This window comes from Streptomyces tamarix (assembly GCF_032423885.1).
GTDB classification, from domain to species: domain Bacteria; phylum Actinomycetota; class Actinomycetes; order Streptomycetales; family Streptomycetaceae; genus Streptomyces; species Streptomyces tamarix.
On sequence record NZ_JAWCTQ010000008.1, the window covers coordinates 103,027 to 117,572 of the forward strand.

Consider the following 14,546-nt stretch of genomic DNA (forward strand, 5'->3'; position numbering starts at 1 on the left):
GCGGGCGGGTGCGGGCCGGGCGTCGGCGTCGGGCGGTGGCCGGTCCTTCCGGGCGCCCTGTGCCGCTGGGGCGACCATCCGCACACCCTGTGCCCGAGCGGCGGGGCCACCTCCGACATACCCCCGCGTGACCGTGTACGGGACCCGGCCGGTACCGGCCGCGAGCACCGAAGCACCACTCCGTCGCCCCGGCCCCGCTGGGGAAGACGCTGATGGAGTACCAGCCGGCGCCCTCCCCGCGCGACGCGGACATCCTGGGCCGCTGGTACGCACGACACTGAGGCACCGGTCGCCGCGTCCCCCGCGGCAGCCGGTACAGACGGGCCCTCCCGAGTACGCACCGGTCCCCCGCACGCGCGAGGGGCTCTCGGGCAGGGCCGGCCCCCTCCAGGTCGCCCGTACCGCCGGGCTGCCGGAGGCGCGGGCCCCGGCCGCCCCCCGGCCCCCAGGGTGACGGCCGGTCATCGCCTCTCGCCGCATTCCGCTCCGTACGCTCATGAGGACCTCCATGCACTCGTCGCCCGGCCCCGCGCCGTCCCTCGCCGACCACCTGATCGGCCTGCACCTGGCGGCGCTCCCCACCGGGGCGCTGCTGAAGGCGGACGACCTGTTCGAGGAGTTCGGCGGCCTGCTACGGGCGCCGGACGACGAGGGGACCGTCATGCGGACGGAGGTGGAGGACGACGACCGGCGGCATCGCCTGCGGGACACCGGCCGCCACCGGCGGGACCGCCTCCGGGCGTGCATGAGCGGCGCGAACAGCGTGCGCGCGTTCACCGCGCTGGTGATCCCCGTGCCGTTCCAGACGTACGCCTACCAGCAGATGGTCGCGGAGGCCGAGGCCGAGACGACCGCGCTGCCGCCGGTCTGGTGGCCCGAGCCCGAGCCCGCGGCCATGACGCTCTTCCTGGACGAGTACGTCCTGGTGCGGCCGGTGGGCGGCCACACCCTCATGGCGCGGCAGCTCCAGTACCTCCACCACCTGGCGGAACAAGGGACCGCGCGGGTCCTCGTCCTGCCGGGCCACGCCCCTGTTCCCGCCCCCGGCGGCCCGCTGTACGAGATCGAACGCCCCGAAGGGACGCTCTACGCCGACGAGGACAACATCGCGGTCCTCTACCGGGTCGGCCCGCACGCGCCCGCGCTGCGCGCGTGCATGGACCGGTACGAGCAGGCCGCGCTGCCCCCCGACGAGAGCCTGCGGCGGCTGGACGAGGCGACCACCGCGATGGCCCAGAAGCACGTCTGACCCCTCCTCCCTTTCTCTGACGGAGCCAAGGCATCATGTGCCAGAGCAACGCCCCCACCCCCGCTCCCGCCCGCGGCTGGACGGACCGCGAGCGCCGGCTCGGCAGTTCCGTGCGTACCGGACGGGTGTTCACCGAGCCCGATCCGTATCTCCGGCTCCTCACCGCGCGCCGCGAACACCTCGACCGGACGGTCAAGCGGCTGCTGGCCGCGGGGCGCGTGCCGCGGGTGTGCCTGTACGCGCCGACCGTGGGCGGCCGGGAGCCGCAGCACGCCCTGAACCTCGCACACGACTTCGCCGCCCGGCAGTACTGGAGGATCACCGGGCGCTACACGGACGATCCCGGTGAGCCCGACCCCGAGCGGCGGCCGGGGTGGACCTCGGTGCGCCACCACATCCGTGCCGGTTACGCGGACGGGGCCGTGGCGGTCACCCACGTCGCCATCAGCCCGGACCCCGGCGTCTACGGGCAGCAGCTCAAGGGGCTCCAGGAGGGCTTCGGGTTCCTCGCCCTGGTGGTGCCCGAGGTCGAGGTGCCGGGGAGGCGGCGGTGACGGCCCGCTCCCCCGCCCGGCACGACACGCCGCCACTCCCACCGCTCCCGCCCTCCGCGGTCCAGCGGGCCGGGCTCCTCTTCGCCGTCTCCTTCGAACCGGCCGAGTACCGGGTCGGCCAGACGCGCCGGATCACCGCCGCGCTCCTGCACCACCGGGGCCTCGGCGCAGTGCTCGACCCGGCCGTGCTCGTCGTCTCCGAACTCGTCACCAACGCCGTCCGGCACGGCCGCGGGAACGTCGGGCTGACGGTGACGTACTCCGCCGTCGAGCTGCGCATCGAGGTCAGCGACGGCAGCACCGCCCCGGCCCGCCTGCGGACCGCCGAGGAGACCGACGAGAGCGGCCGAGGTCTGTGGCTCGTCGCCGCCGTCGCGCGGGAGTGGGGCGCCAGCGACGACGGCACGGTCACCTGGTGCACCCTCGCCCTCCCCGCCGGACCGTCGTGATGGGCGCCGCACCCGGCGTCGTCCTGCAACCGCCGAGCCGGTTCTCGGACGACGAGGACACCGCGCAACGCACCCTGGCCGGTCCGCGCCGCGCCCTGGCCACCGAGGGACAGGCCACCAAAGCGAACCGGCCTCACACCCCGGCCGCCTCGGTGGTCGACAACCGTGCGTACGGGGACCCGGACGGCGTCTTCGACGAGCACCCACGGCCCACACCGGCCCAGGCGCTCGCCATCGCGGCGTGGCTCCGGGCGACGGCCACGGCGCTCGTCGAGACGGTGCCCCACCTGGTCTCACCGTGCCCGACCGACACGGTGGTGCACCTGATCGACGCCAGCGCCGAACAGCCGCCCCCTGCGGACGCGATCGGACACGTCCGCCGCCTCGCCGTGGCCGCCCTCTCGATCCTCGGCCTCCAGGACGAGGCGGACGACGCGATCTACGAGGCGTGCCGGGCCAGCGGTGTGCGGCTCCTGGTGATGCCGATGGGCCTGACGGTCGCCGAGCGCGTCCAGTGGACCGCCGAGCGCGTCGACGAGCTGGGGCTGATGGCCGTGTGAACCCCGCTAGAGTCCCCTACCGGCAAGACGCCCCACCCGTCGGAGGACGAAGCACCGTGCCCCAGCAGCCCGTGAACGACGTGATGCTCATCCTGGAGCGCGACGGAGCCGTGTGTCTCGCCGAGCGGCGGGGCACCGGTTACGCGGACGGGATGCTGAACCTCCCTTCCGGGAAGGTCGAGCCGGGGGAGAGCGTGTACGACGCGGTGATCCGCGAAGCGCACGAGGAGATCGATGTCACCGTCGAACGGGACGCCCTGCGGATCGTCCACGCCATGCACTTCCGCAACCCGGAAGGAGAGCCCAGGGTCGGATGGTTCCTCACCGCCCGGCACTGGGAGGGCGAGCCGCGCAACATGGAGCCCCACAAGTGCGCCGGCCTGTCCTGGCACCCGAGCGACCGGCTCCCGGACAACACCGTGCCCTACAACGCCCTGGGGATCGCGCACTACCTCAAGGGAGAGCCGTTCTCCGTGCACGGCTGGTAGGGGGCCACGGGGAACCCGGGAACGGCAGGAAAGCGCGAGGCACCCGGGAACGACGAAAGACCCGCCGAGACGCCCGGGAACGGCGGGAGGGCCGCACCCCGTGTGGAAACGGGGTGCGGCCCTCCGCCGCTCACCTGCCGGGGACTCAGCCGCGGATCAGGTTGCGCAGCACGTACTGCATGATGCCGCCGTTGCGGTAGTAGTCGGCCTCACCGGGGGTGTCGATGCGGACGACCGCGTCGAACTCGACGCCCGTGTCGGTGGTGACCTTGACCGTGCGCGGCGTGGTGCCCTCGTTCAGCTCGGTGACACCCGTGATGGAGAAGGTCTCCTCGCCCGTCAGGCCCAACGACTGGGCGGACGCGCCCTCCGGGAACTGGAGCGGCAGGACGCCCATGCCGATGAGGTTGGAGCGGTGGATGCGCTCGTACGACTCGGCGATGACGGCCTTGACGCCGAGCAGCGCGGTGCCCTTGGCGGCCCAGTCGCGGGACGAGCCGGAGCCGTACTCCTTGCCGGCCAGGACGACCAGCGGGATGCCGGCGGCCTGGTAGTTCTGCGAGGCGTCGTAGATGAAGGAGACCGGGCCGCCCTCCTGCGTGAAGTCACGCGTGTAGCCGCCCTCGGTGCCCGGCGCGATCTGGTTGCGCAGGCGGATGTTGGCGAACGTACCGCGGATCATGACCTCGTGGTTGCCGCGGCGCGAGCCGTAGCTGTTGAAGTCGCGGCGCTCGACGCCGTGCTCCGTGAGGTACTTGCCGGCCGGGGTGTCGGCCTTGATGGCGCCGGCCGGGGAGATGTGGTCGGTGGTGACCGAGTCGCCCAGCTTGGCGAGGACGCGGGCGCCGGTGATGTCGGTGACCGGGGTCGTCTCCATCGTCATGCCCTCGAAGTACGGGGGCTTGCGGACGTAGGTGGACTCCGGGTCCCACTCGAAGGTGTTGCCGGTGGGGATCGGCAGGGCCTGCCACTGGGCGTCGCCCGCGAAGACGTCCTGGTAGGACTTGGAGAACATGTCCTCGCCGATGGCGCTGGCGACGACCTCGTTGACCTCGGCCTCGGTCGGCCAGATGTCCTTCAGGTAGACCGGGTTGCCGTCCTGGTCCGTGCCGAGGGCGTCCTTGGTGATGTCCACCTTCATGGAGCCCGCGATGGCGTACGCGACGACCAGCGGCGGGGACGCCAGGTAGTTCATCTTGACGTCCGGGTTGATCCGGCCCTCGAAGTTGCGGTTGCCGGAGAGGACCGAGGTGACGGCGAGGTCGTGGTCGTTGACCGCCTTGGAGACCTCCTCCGGCAGCGGGCCGGAGTTGCCGATGCAGGTGGTGCAGCCGTAGCCGACGAGGTTGAAGCCGACCTTGTCGAGGTACGGGGTGAGGCCCGCCTTGTCGAAGTAGTCGGTGACGACCTTGGAGCCCGGGGCGAGGGTGGTCTTGACCCACGGCTTGCGGGTCAGGCCCTTCTCGACGGCCTTCTTCGCGACGAGCGCGGCGGCGACCATCACGTACGGGTTGGAGGTGTTGGTGCAGGAGGTGATGGCCGCGACCGTCACCGCGCCGTGGTCGATCTCGTACGTCGAGCCGTCGGGGGCGGTCACGGTGACCGGGTTGGACGGGACGGCGCCGGTGCCCTGGCCGTGCTGCGGGGCGCCCGCGCCGTTCTCCTCACGGCCGTAGGCGGGGGCGTCGGAGGCCGGGAAGGACTCGGCGCTGGCCTCGTCGACCGGGGAGGCGGCGGCCTCCGGGGTCTGGGCGACGGGGGCATCGACGTAGTTGAGGACGTCCTTGGCGAACTGCTGGGCGGCCTCGGCCAGGACGATGCGGTCCTGCGGGCGCTTCGGGCCGGCGATCGACGGGACGACGGTGGAGAGGTCCAGTTCGAGCTTCTCGGAGAAGTCCGGCTCGGCGGACGGGTCCAGCCAGAGGCCCTGCTCCTTGGCGTACGCCTCGACGAGCGCGACCTGCTGCTCGGAGCGGCCGGTGAGCTTGAGGTAGTTCAGCGTCTCGTCGTCGATCGGGAAGATCGCGGCGGTGGAGCCGAACTCGGGCGACATGTTGCCGATGGTGGCGCGGTTGGCGAGCGAGGTGGCGGCGACGCCCTCGCCGTAGAACTCGACGAACTTGCCGACGACACCGTGCTTGCGCAGCATCTCGGTGATGGTGAGCACCAGGTCGGTGGCAGTGGTGCCGGTGGGCAGCTCGCCGGTCAGCTTGAAGCCGACGACGCGCGGGATGAGCATGGAGACCGGCTGGCCGAGCATGGCGGCCTCGGCCTCGATGCCGCCGACGCCCCAGCCGAGGACGCCGAGGCCGTTGACCATGGTGGTGTGCGAGTCGGTGCCGACGAGGGTGTCGGGGTAGGCCTGGCCGCCCCGCACCATGACCGTGCGGGCCAGGTGCTCGATGTTCACCTGGTGGACGATGCCGGTGCCGGGCGGGACGACCTTGAACTCGTCGAAGGCGGTCTGGCCCCAGCGCAGGAACTGGTAGCGCTCCTTGTTGCGGCCGTACTCCAGCTCGACGTTCTGGCCGAAGGCCTCCTTGGTGCCGAACTTGTCAGCGATGACGGAGTGGTCGATGACCAGCTCGGCCGGGGCGAGCGGGTTGATCTTCGACGGGTCGCCGCCGAGCTCCTTGACGGCCTCGCGCATGGTGGCGAGGTCCACGACACACGGCACACCGGTGAAGTCCTGCATGATCACGCGGGCCGGGGTGAACTGGATCTCCTGGCTCGGCTGGGCCTGGGAGTCCCACTCGCCGAGGGCCCGGATGTGGTCGGCGGTGATGTTCGCGCCGTCCTCGGTGCGGAGCAGGTTCTCCAGCAGGACCTTGAGGCTGTACGGAAGGCGGGCCGAGCCCTCAACCTTGTCCAGCCGGAAGATCTCGTACGACTCGTCGCCCACGCGCAGCGTGCTGCGGGCGTCGAAGCTGTTCGCCGACACGACAGTCTCCTTCATCAATGTGCGCGTTCAACCGCATCCTGCCGCCACGGCATCTCGCCGATCCGCTAAGGTAAGGCTTAGTTAGGCTTGCCTTACCTGTGCGGGCGACCGCGGTGCGTCGTCAGCAGATATCTCGATGTCGAGATAACTCTAGTACATCCCCGCCGTCCGGTCATGCGCCGGCGCCCCCGGCGCCGGGGCCATGCGGGCGAGTTTGGGCGAAAGGCCCGCGCGGGCGGCCCGCCCGGGGAGAATGCGAGCCATGAGCCGTGAGCTTCTTGCCGACAAAGTGGTCCTCATCACCGGAGCGAGCAGCGGCATCGGAGCCGCGGCGGCGAAGGTCTTCAGCGAGGAGGGCGCGACCGTGGTGCTGACCGCCCGCCGGGAGGACCGGCTGGCCGCCCTCGTGGACGGGCTCCGCGGCGCCGGGACGGAGGCGTCCTACGTGGTGGGCGACGTGTCCTCGGCCGCGGACGCGGCCCGCGCGGTGGACGCCGCGGTCGCCGCGTACGGACGGCTGGACGCGGCCTTCAACAACGCCGGCGTCGGAGGGGACCGCACCCCGCTGCACCTGATGGCGGACGACGTCTACGACACCATCATGGACGTCAACGTGCGGGGCGTCTGGAACTGCCTGCGCCACGAGATAGCCGCGATGCTGGCCCACGGGGGCGGCGCGATCGTCAACAACAGCAGCGTCGCCGGCCTGGTGGCCATACCCGCCGCCGCGCCGTACGTCGCCTCGAAGCACGCGGTCGTCGGCCTCACGAGGGCGGCGGCCGACGAGTACGCCCAGCAGGGCATCCGGGTGAACGCCCTCGCCCCGGGGACCACCCGCAGCGAGATCACCGCCGACTGGTTCGCGCGCAACCCCGGCATGGAGGAGCTGGCGTGCTCCATGACCCCGCAGGGGCGGACCGCCGCGCCGGAGGAGGTCGCGGCCGCCGCGGCATGGCTGCTCAGCGACCGCTGCCCCTTCCTGACCGGCGCGGTGGTGCCCGTGGACGGCGGCTTCGTCAACCACTGACGAACCACTGACGGGATGCGTGCCGCCCGCCGCCGCTCCCCCGGCCGGCGGCGGGCCGGGCGGGGGCGGGGCGACGGGCGGCACGGTCGGCGTTCCCGCGCGTCGTGGGGTGCCGCGTCGCGCTCGCGGCGCTTCCCCACGGCTCCCTACGGCTTCCTGAGCCGGCGGCCCCTCATCCGCGCCTCGAAGGCGGTCCGTCCGCCCTGGTGGCCCCTGACCTCGATGGCGAACCGCCCGGGCAGCAGCGTCGTCAGCGGGCCGGCCTCGATCCAGCAGGGCTCGTCGAACTCCACGTACTGCGCGTAGGAGACGCACACGTCGGTGAAGTCGACGGGCCACGGCCAGGTGGCGGCGTACGCGGCCTGCTGGGCGGCCTCCAGGAGGACCAGGCCCGGCACGTGGTCGACGGGGTGGTCGAAGAGCAGGGTCTGGGAGACGTCGTTGCGCAACTGCCAGCGGTGGCCGTCGCCGCCGGCCGCCAGGAGCACGTCGTTGTCGCGCGTCCGGCCGACCCGGCGGGGCGGCAGGGCCTCGGGGAGCGGCCACCGGCCCCAGTCGACGGCGAGGTGCCGGCCGCGGACGCGGCGGTAGGCCGCCGGGGACACCCAGCCGAACCTCGTGTTGGCCAGGCACACGGGCGCGCCGCCGGGCCGGCGGATCTCGAACTCCATGCCCAGCGCGGACGGTCCGGCCTCCCGCGTCACCGTCACGCGCACCTCGAACGCGGCGCCCTCGCGCGCCCGGAAGCCCGGCCACACCGTGATGTTCAGGGTGTTCAGCAACGTCTGGTGCCCCGTGGGCACCCCGTACTCGGCGTGCGCGACGAGGAGACCGCTCTGCCGGATCGTCTGGGCCAGCAGGCGCGGGTCGTACTCTCCGGCCGCGCCTCCGGCGGGCCAGCGGACCAGGACCCCGAAGGAGTCCGGGCCCCGTCTGTGCCAGTCCTCTATGAGGATCGCCGAACTGTGTCTCAGGTGGGTGTATTCGCCCAGCCTGTCGGTCGGACGGGGACCGAAGTCGCGGAACAAGGTGGCCTCTACGGCTTCAGCGGACATGGGCAAGGATCCTCCCGGAACGAGATACTCCGTGATGTGGGGTAGCTGCGCGAGCGGTCCGCGCTGATAAAGTACTGATCATTCGGTTACTCGCGAGGGTCGCTGAGTGGGATTGGCAGGACGCGAAGAGGGGACTCGGAGGCTTGGCGTGGTGAGGCAGGACCGTGCGATTCGCACTCGCAATACCATCCTTGAGGCCATGGCGAGCCTTTTCAACGAGGTCGGTTACGACGCCGCCACCATTGCCGCGCTGGTCGAGCGAACAGGGCTGACTCGTGGTGCCCTGTACTTCCACTTCGCCTCGAAGGAGGACATGGCGCGCGCCGTGCTCGACGAGGCCGTGACCCGGGACGGGTTGCGTCCGCAGACCTTCAAAGTCCAGGAGTGGGTGGACCTGGGGCTCCTGCTGGCCTACCGCGTGCCGCGGGAACCGGTGCTGCGCGCCGCGATACGGCTGTCCGTCGACCCCAAGGCCCGCAGGCTGTTCGGCACCCGGTGGCCCGACTGGGCCGCGGTCGGCCGTGACCTGCTCACCGAGGCGCAGGACCGCGGCGAACTGCTTCCGCACACCGACCCCGACGCCATCTCGCGGATGGTGGTCGGCGCCTGGACCGGGGTGCAGCTCGTGTCGGAGACGCTCGGGGACACCTTCGACCTCTCCGAGGAGATCGCGAGGATGTACCAGTTGATGCTGCCCAGCGTCGTCAGCCCCGCCGTGCTCGCCAGGATCGACCTGTCCCCCGAGCGGGGCGAGCGGCTGCTGCGGGCCGACGAGAGCGAGGCCACGGCCGGGGTCTGAACCCCGGATCCGCCCCCTGGGCTCCGAGCGGGTAGGCCGCTCGGGGCCCAGATGCGTTCCCGGCGCCAGTGCCGCGCCCCTCCTCGTTCCGCGGCGTATTGCATATGCGTACCTCCGCTCTCTGGCGTGGCCGGGATGCGCCCCCTGGTCCGCTCCTCCCACAGAAGTGGCCGTAAGTGAACCAAGCCACCGTCCGGGGTGAGCGGGTCGTCCCGGTGCGGGATCCTACTGGCGCCCCGTTCGGTTTTCTAGTGCCCGAATAAACAATTAATGTCCTGCTTGCCTGATTTTTCCTGATCGTAGAGCGACTTTCTTCTGTCCGACTTGGCATGCTTAATGCGTTTTTAGTGCGGATACTCGGCTGTACAAATAACAGGACGTGTGTTTCTTTTTAGGGAGGGAGAGAAGGGGAGAGGGGGCACGATGGTGGCGCACGCCGCGCAGCCGGCTCCGGCGGAGCCCGTACAGCGGCTCATGAGAAGGATGACTCCGCGAGGCAAGCCCATCGCCAAGTCTGGCGTGATCCGGGTACTGGTGGTCGAGGACGACGCCGAGGCGGCCGACGCGCGGGTGCGGGAGCTCAGGCGCCAGGGATATGCCGCGAGCAGTGTCGACACGGGGGCGGCGGCACTGAGCATCCATCAGCAGGCCGATCTGGTCCTGCTCGACCTCGACCTCCCCGACATCGACGGGCTGGAGGTCTGCCGGTCGATACGGGAGATCGGTGACAAGCCGATCATCTCCGTCACCGCGCGCGACACCGAACTCGACCGGGTCCTGGCCCTGCAGGCGGGGGCGGACGACTGCGTCGTCACCTCGTGCGGCTCCCGGGAGATCCACGCGCGCATCGAGGCCGTGCTGCGCAGGGTCCACCCCCGGACGGAACCGACCCGGATCCTCTCCCTCGGCCCCCTGTGCATCGACGGCAGGACCCGCGAGGTCCGTCTGCACGGGAATCCGGTGAGCACGACCGCCAAGGAATTCGAGCTGCTGCACGTCCTGGTCGCGAATGCGGAAAGCGTCGTTTCCCGGAAGGAATTGATGGCCCGCGTCTGGGGGACCGACTGGGCGGATTCCAGTCGCACCATCGACACCCACGTGCGCAGCTTACGGGCGAAGCTGGGGGCCAAAACCTGGATCATCACGGTCCGGGGCGTGGGTTATCGCATCGGGCGCGGTTGACGGGCGCCTCGCACGCCGGTGAACGACGTCATTGTCGCGGTAGGGGGCTCCGGGGGAGAAAAGGGAGCCGCATTCGGGGCCTTTCACTTTCCGACGGGCCCCGCGGTCGTATGCCCGAAGGCCCCATGCCCCGCGGCCGTACGCTCGGCGGTCGTACGTGCCCGGCGGTCGGTGGTGCGGAGAGGGACCGGAAAGCGCCGGGAGGCGCTGGAGGACGCCGAAGGGCCCCGGTCGCCCTCGCCGGAAGCGGACGGGGGACGACCGGGGCCGGGCCACCGCGGCGCCGGGGCCGCGGTCAGGCGGCCTTCGGGGCCTCCAGGAGGCCGCTCAGGCCCACCGCGTCCTGGCCCAGGCCGGCCGGCCTGACCCAGTCGAACGGCCGGTAGACCGCCGGCCCCAGGCCCAGGCCCTCCGAGACCTGTTCGCGCAGCCGGTTGGAGGCGAAGGCGCCGATGACGTTCATCTGGGCGTCCCGGTAGTGGCGCTCCACCTCGTGGCCCGGTGTCAGGCCGGCCGATCCGTGGATCTGCACGGCGCGCGCGGCCACCTCGACGGCCATCTCCGTGGCGTAGATCTTGAGCATGGCGATCAGGTCCCTGGCCGACCGGCCCGCGGCGCGCTCCGCCGCCGCCCGGCGGGCCAGCAGACGGGCCGCGTCGATCTGGGCGCGCGAATCGGCGAGCTGCGCCTGGACGCCCTCCATGTGGGCCAGGGGCCGTCCGAAGGCGACGCGTTCCCGGGCGTGCCGGACCGACGCGGCCAGCGCGGACTCGGCCGTCGCGATGGCGGAGACGGAGACCAGCAGCCACCCCCACGCCATCCCCTCGGAGAGCTCCTCCAGGGGTACGGGGATGACGTCGGCCTCCGCGACGCGGGCGTCGGTGAAGACGATGCCGCCCCAGGGCATGCCCCGCAGCCCCATCCGCGGGATCTCGTAGCGGTGGATGCCCGGCTGCCGCAGGTCCACGAAGGCCAGGCACCAGTCGGGGCCGTCGTCACCGGCCGCCTTCTCCCGCCGGGCGAGGGTGACGGCGAGGTCCGCGTCGGGCGCGTTGGTGATCCGGGACTTCTCGCCGTTGACGACGAAGCCGCCGCCGGAGCCGGCGGGGCGCACCGTGGTCCGGTAGGTGCCCGCGTCGCTGCCCGCGGTCGTCTCCACCACGGCGAACGCGGCCAGTTGCCGGCCGCTCAACAGGCCGTTCAGCAGCCGTTCGTGGGTGTCGTGGTCCCCGTACGTGGAGATCAGCTTGGCGCACAGGAGCGCGGACACCGTGGCCGACCAGTAGGTGCTGGGACAGGCCCGGGCCAGCGCCTCCATGGCCGCGGTCTGCTCGGGTCCGTCGGCGCCGGTGCCGCCGATCTCCGGCGGGTGGAAGAGGCGCAGGTAGCCGCTGTCGGCGATCTCCTTCCAGTTCTGTGCGGGGATGCGCCCCGTCGCGTCGGTCTCGGCCGCCCGTCGGGCGATGCCGGGGAAGCTCGGGGTGGTGCCGGTGCCGTTCCGGTTGACGTTCATGTCGGGAGCCCTTCCTCCGAGTTCAGCCGAGTCCCAGCAGGGACGCCGCGATGACCGGCCGCAGCACGTCGCCGCCCCCGCCGGTCCCGGCGAAGAACAGCGCGTCGCGGTGGGTCCGTTCGATCAGGTGGTCGCCCGTGTGGACGAGGGGGCCGGACAGCCGTGCCGCCCCGTCGACCACGGCCCGCACGGCCTCGGCCGTGAACAGGCGGGCCGCGGCCGCGTCCTGGTGCGAGGGCCGGCCGCCGGAGTCGAACTGCTCCGCGGCCCGGTACAGCAGCCCGCCGGACAGTTCGCACCGGGTCGCCAGGTCGGCCAGGGTCAGCCGGGCCGACTGGGCGTGGGACAGCGGCCGGCCGAACAGCCGGCGCTCGCGGGCCGCCCCGACCGCCTCCCGGGTCAGGGCGCGCATCAGGCCGAGCCAGGGCGCGCTGGAGAACACCCAGTCCAGCGCCGCGAGGAGCGGCTCCACCTCGGTGGCGGCCTCGTGCGGGGTGCCGAGCACGGCGTCGTACGGGACCGGGCAGTCGTCGAGGACCAGCCGTCCCCAGGGGCACGTGGGCATCGCCGCCGGGCCGGTCTCCTCGACGCGCAGGCCGGGCGTGTCGCGGTCCACCAGGAACGCGGTCCGGCCGCCGCCGTCGCGGTGTGCCGCGACGACGAGGAAGTGGTGGGCGACGGGGGCGCCCGCCACCAGGTCCAGCTCGCCGTCGAGCAGCCAGGCGTCCTCGCAGGGCCGGACGGTGACGGCGGTGGCGAGGGCGGCGCCCTGCGTCTGGTGCAGGGACAGGGCGCCCAGCCACTGGCCGGACGCCATGCGGGGCAGGTAGTGCTCCTGCTGCCAGCGGCGGCCGAAGACCCGTATCGGCACGGTGGCGAGCACCGCGTGCACCGTGGTCGCGAGGGCCAGGCCCGGGTCGCGGGCCCCTTCGCCGAGGCCCTGCAGCAGGGCGCAGGTCTGGGTGGCGGACAGGCCGCCGCCGCCCAGCCCGCGCGGGACCAGGGGTCCGGCGAGCCCGGGGCGGGCGCCGGTCAGTTCGGCGAAGAGCGCCGGGTCCCACCTGCGGTCCCGGTCGCGGTCGGCGGCGGACGGCCGTGCGACGCGGTCGGCGAGTTCGCGGGCCTGTTCGGCCAGCGACGGTTCGGCGCCGGGCTCGGCGGGGGAATGCGGAAACGCCATCGGATTCCTTCCCTCCCCTTTTTCGGGGGTCTGCTCTCAGGCCACCGGTATTCGGCGGCGCAGGAGGTTCGCATGGGTGTCGGAGTACTCAAAGGTGTTTTCGGTCGACATGCCACCCCTGTTCGATCGGAAAAAACAGGTGCCGCCACCCTAGCGAGGATCTGCGCCGCACCGAGGAGTCGACCGTGGACTTTCCCGCGAGATCGCAGAGATTTCGCTCAACTTTCCTGTCCTGACGTTCCGACACAGTGCTTGACAAACCTCTGACACAAGGAGCGTTGTTCCTTGACGGGGGTGCCGCCCAAGATGTTTCCCGATGCGGCTCGCATCACTTTCGCTCTGGAACGGAAGAGGAGGGAACGCACATGGGAAGGACGCAGCACGAGAACGGACTACCGCAGGGACTGCCCCATCTGTCGGACGCGACCTTGCGGGACTCGGCCCACATGGCGGGCGTCGAGTTCGGCCCCGAGGACGCCGCGGTCATCGCCCGCCTGCTGGTCAGGACCGGGGTCGACCTGGTCGAGGTCGGCATGGTGTCCGGCCCGGGCTCCAAGGACGCCGACCTCGTCCTCGCCACGCACGAGGCGATCGGCCCGGAACGCAGCATGACCCTCGTCGTCGTACGGGACCGGCAGCAGGTCGCGACGGCGCTCGACGAGGCCGAACGCCTGGGCGTGCGCCACATCATGTACTCCATCCCCACCTCCGAGCAGCACGCCAAGCTCAAGCTCGGCTCGCCCAGCCCCAAGTTCCTGAACGCGCTGGCCCGTTCGGCGATCACGCAGGCCAAGGAGCGCGGCTTCCACGTCACCTTCAGCGGCGAGGACGGCGCCCGCACCCCGCGGGAGCGCCTCGTCCCCTACGTCACCGCCGGCTTCGAGGCGGGGGCCGACCGGTTCCGCCTGGCGGAGACCGTCGCCTACCTCTCGCCCTGGCAGATGGAGGAGGTGATCGGAGACCTCACCGCGATCGACGGCTCCGAGATCGAGATCCACTCCCACAACATGCTGGGCATGGCCGTCGCCAACTCCCTCGCCGCCGTCCGCGCCGGCGCCCGGTGGATCTCCGCCACCGTCGGCGGCATCGGCGAACGCGGCGGCAACGCCCCGCTGGCGGAGCTCCTCACCGCCCTGCGCGTCATCCACGGGGACACCCGCTTCGACCTGAGCCACCTCACCGAACTGTCGCGCGTCGCCCTCAAGGGGGCCGGCCTCGGCGAGGCGTTCCAGTCGGGGCCCACCACCCCCCACGCCTTCGCGTACGAACTGCCCGGCCAGCTCACCCACCCCGAGGCGTACGAGACACTCCCCGCCGAACTCGTCGGCAACACGCGCGAACTGCGCGTCCGCACCCGCCTCACCCCCGCCCTCGTCACGTGGGCGCTCGACGAGTCCGGCGTCCTCGTCGACGTCGACGCGTTCGTGCCGTGGCTGGCCGAGCGCCAGGAGCGCGACGGCCGCCCGCTCCTCGACCGGGACGCGATCCGCAAGGCCGCCATCGACTTCCAGGCCGCCTGACCCGCACCGCCCCGCCCGGGACCCCGGGT

At 72.0% G+C, this 14,546-nt stretch carries 13 protein-coding genes; 9 read left to right on the top strand and 4 right to left on the bottom strand.

Annotated features, from left to right (window positions below; genetic code table 11):
- Positions 1 to 508: 508 nt before the first annotated feature.
- From RND61_RS09255 to RND61_RS09275, 5 genes are read left to right on the top strand one after another with little or no spacing between them, the layout of a single operon-like run.
- Complete coding sequence (locus tag RND61_RS09255) at positions 509 to 1,249, top strand: Scr1 family TA system antitoxin-like transcriptional regulator (RefSeq protein WP_315877343.1); 741 nt, start codon at positions 509 to 511, stop codon at positions 1,247 to 1,249.
- A gap of 35 nt (positions 1,250 to 1,284) precedes the next feature.
- A complete protein-coding gene (locus tag RND61_RS09260; RefSeq protein ID WP_315877344.1) occupies positions 1,285 to 1,803 on the top strand; it encodes a hypothetical protein in 519 nt (172 codons plus the stop codon).
- Positions 1,800 to 2,252, top strand: a complete 453-nt coding sequence (locus tag RND61_RS09265) for an ATP-binding protein (RefSeq protein WP_315877345.1) — start codon at positions 1,800 to 1,802, stop codon at positions 2,250 to 2,252. The genes RND61_RS09260 and RND61_RS09265 overlap by 4 nt, the downstream gene beginning before the upstream one ends.
- Positions 2,252 to 2,812, top strand: coding sequence for a hypothetical protein (locus tag RND61_RS09270; protein ID WP_315877346.1), 561 nt, complete (start codon positions 2,252 to 2,254; stop codon positions 2,810 to 2,812). Before RND61_RS09265 ends, RND61_RS09270 begins: the two co-directional genes overlap by 1 nt.
- Positions 2,813 to 2,868: 56 nt before the next feature.
- Positions 2,869 to 3,300 carry an NUDIX hydrolase gene (locus RND61_RS09275; RefSeq protein WP_315877347.1) on the top strand — a complete coding sequence of 144 codons (432 nt, stop codon included), beginning with the start codon at positions 2,869 to 2,871 and terminating at the stop codon, positions 3,298 to 3,300.
- A 145-nt stretch (positions 3,301 to 3,445) separates the two neighbouring features.
- Here RND61_RS09275 and RND61_RS09280 read toward each other — a convergent pair whose 3' ends face one another.
- Positions 3,446 to 6,241 (bottom strand): aconitate hydratase, encoded by a 2,796-nt coding sequence (locus RND61_RS09280; protein ID WP_315877348.1) that lies wholly within the window; start codon positions 6,239 to 6,241, stop codon positions 3,446 to 3,448.
- Positions 6,242 to 6,503: 262 nt separating this feature from the next.
- On the opposite strand from RND61_RS09280, the gene RND61_RS09285 reads away from it, so the two are divergent.
- A complete protein-coding gene (locus RND61_RS09285; RefSeq protein WP_315877349.1) occupies positions 6,504 to 7,268 on the top strand; it encodes a glucose 1-dehydrogenase in 765 nt (254 codons plus the stop codon).
- Between the two features lie 146 nt (positions 7,269 to 7,414).
- Here RND61_RS09285 and RND61_RS09290 read toward each other — a convergent pair whose 3' ends face one another.
- Positions 7,415 to 8,323 (bottom strand): ScbA/BarX family gamma-butyrolactone biosynthesis protein, encoded by a 909-nt coding sequence (locus RND61_RS09290; protein ID WP_315877350.1) that lies wholly within the window; start codon positions 8,321 to 8,323, stop codon positions 7,415 to 7,417.
- A 151-nt stretch (positions 8,324 to 8,474) separates the two neighbouring features.
- Here RND61_RS09290 and RND61_RS09295 point away from each other — a divergent pair, with 151 nt between their 5' ends.
- Both RND61_RS09295 and RND61_RS09300 read left to right on the top strand, forming a co-directional pair.
- Positions 8,475 to 9,122 carry a ScbR family autoregulator-binding transcription factor gene (locus RND61_RS09295; protein WP_315877351.1) on the top strand — a complete coding sequence of 216 codons (648 nt, stop codon included), beginning with the start codon at positions 8,475 to 8,477 and terminating at the stop codon, positions 9,120 to 9,122.
- Between the two features lie 423 nt (positions 9,123 to 9,545).
- Positions 9,546 to 10,304 carry a response regulator transcription factor gene (locus RND61_RS09300; protein WP_315877352.1) on the top strand — a complete coding sequence of 253 codons (759 nt, stop codon included), beginning with the start codon at positions 9,546 to 9,548 and terminating at the stop codon, positions 10,302 to 10,304.
- A 295-nt stretch (positions 10,305 to 10,599) separates the two neighbouring features.
- Here the strand turns inward: RND61_RS09300 and RND61_RS09305 are convergent, their stop codons facing one another.
- Together RND61_RS09305 and RND61_RS09310 are read right to left on the bottom strand one after the other, a co-directional pair.
- Positions 10,600 to 11,817, bottom strand: coding sequence for an acyl-CoA dehydrogenase family protein (locus RND61_RS09305; RefSeq protein ID WP_315877353.1), 1,218 nt, complete (start codon positions 11,815 to 11,817; stop codon positions 10,600 to 10,602).
- Between the two features lie 22 nt (positions 11,818 to 11,839).
- A complete protein-coding gene (locus RND61_RS09310) occupies positions 11,840 to 12,997 on the bottom strand; it encodes an acyl-CoA dehydrogenase family protein (RefSeq protein WP_315877354.1) in 1,158 nt (385 codons plus the stop codon).
- Between the two features lie 365 nt (positions 12,998 to 13,362).
- On the opposite strand from RND61_RS09310, the gene RND61_RS09315 reads away from it, so the two are divergent.
- Positions 13,363 to 14,517 carry a LeuA family protein gene (locus RND61_RS09315; RefSeq protein WP_315877355.1) on the top strand — a complete coding sequence of 385 codons (1,155 nt, stop codon included), beginning with the start codon at positions 13,363 to 13,365 and terminating at the stop codon, positions 14,515 to 14,517.
- Positions 14,518 to 14,546: the final 29 nt, after the last annotated feature.

Bases quoted from the DNA above. Each gene is read 5' to 3' on its own strand.
- RND61_RS09255 (WP_315877343.1), top strand. From the start codon at position 509: ATGCACTCGTCGCCCGGCCCCGCGCCGTCCCTCGCCGACCACCTGATC.
- RND61_RS09260 (WP_315877344.1), top strand. From the start codon at position 1,285: ATGTGCCAGAGCAACGCCCCCACCCCCGCTCCCGCCCGCGGCTGGACG.
- RND61_RS09270 (WP_315877346.1), top strand. From the start codon at position 2,252: ATGGGCGCCGCACCCGGCGTCGTCCTGCAACCGCCGAGCCGGTTCTCG.
- RND61_RS09285 (WP_315877349.1), top strand. From the start codon at position 6,504: ATGAGCCGTGAGCTTCTTGCCGACAAAGTGGTCCTCATCACCGGAGCG.
- RND61_RS09290 (WP_315877350.1), bottom strand. From the start codon at position 8,323: ATGTCCGCTGAAGCCGTAGAGGCCACCTTGTTCCGCGACTTCGGTCCC.
- RND61_RS09300 (WP_315877352.1), top strand. From the start codon at position 9,546: ATGGTGGCGCACGCCGCGCAGCCGGCTCCGGCGGAGCCCGTACAGCGG.
- RND61_RS09305 (WP_315877353.1), bottom strand. From the start codon at position 11,817: ATGAACGTCAACCGGAACGGCACCGGCACCACCCCGAGCTTCCCCGGC.
- RND61_RS09310 (WP_315877354.1), bottom strand. From the start codon at position 12,997: ATGGCGTTTCCGCATTCCCCCGCCGAGCCCGGCGCCGAACCGTCGCTG.
- RND61_RS09315 (WP_315877355.1), top strand. From the start codon at position 13,363: ATGGGAAGGACGCAGCACGAGAACGGACTACCGCAGGGACTGCCCCAT.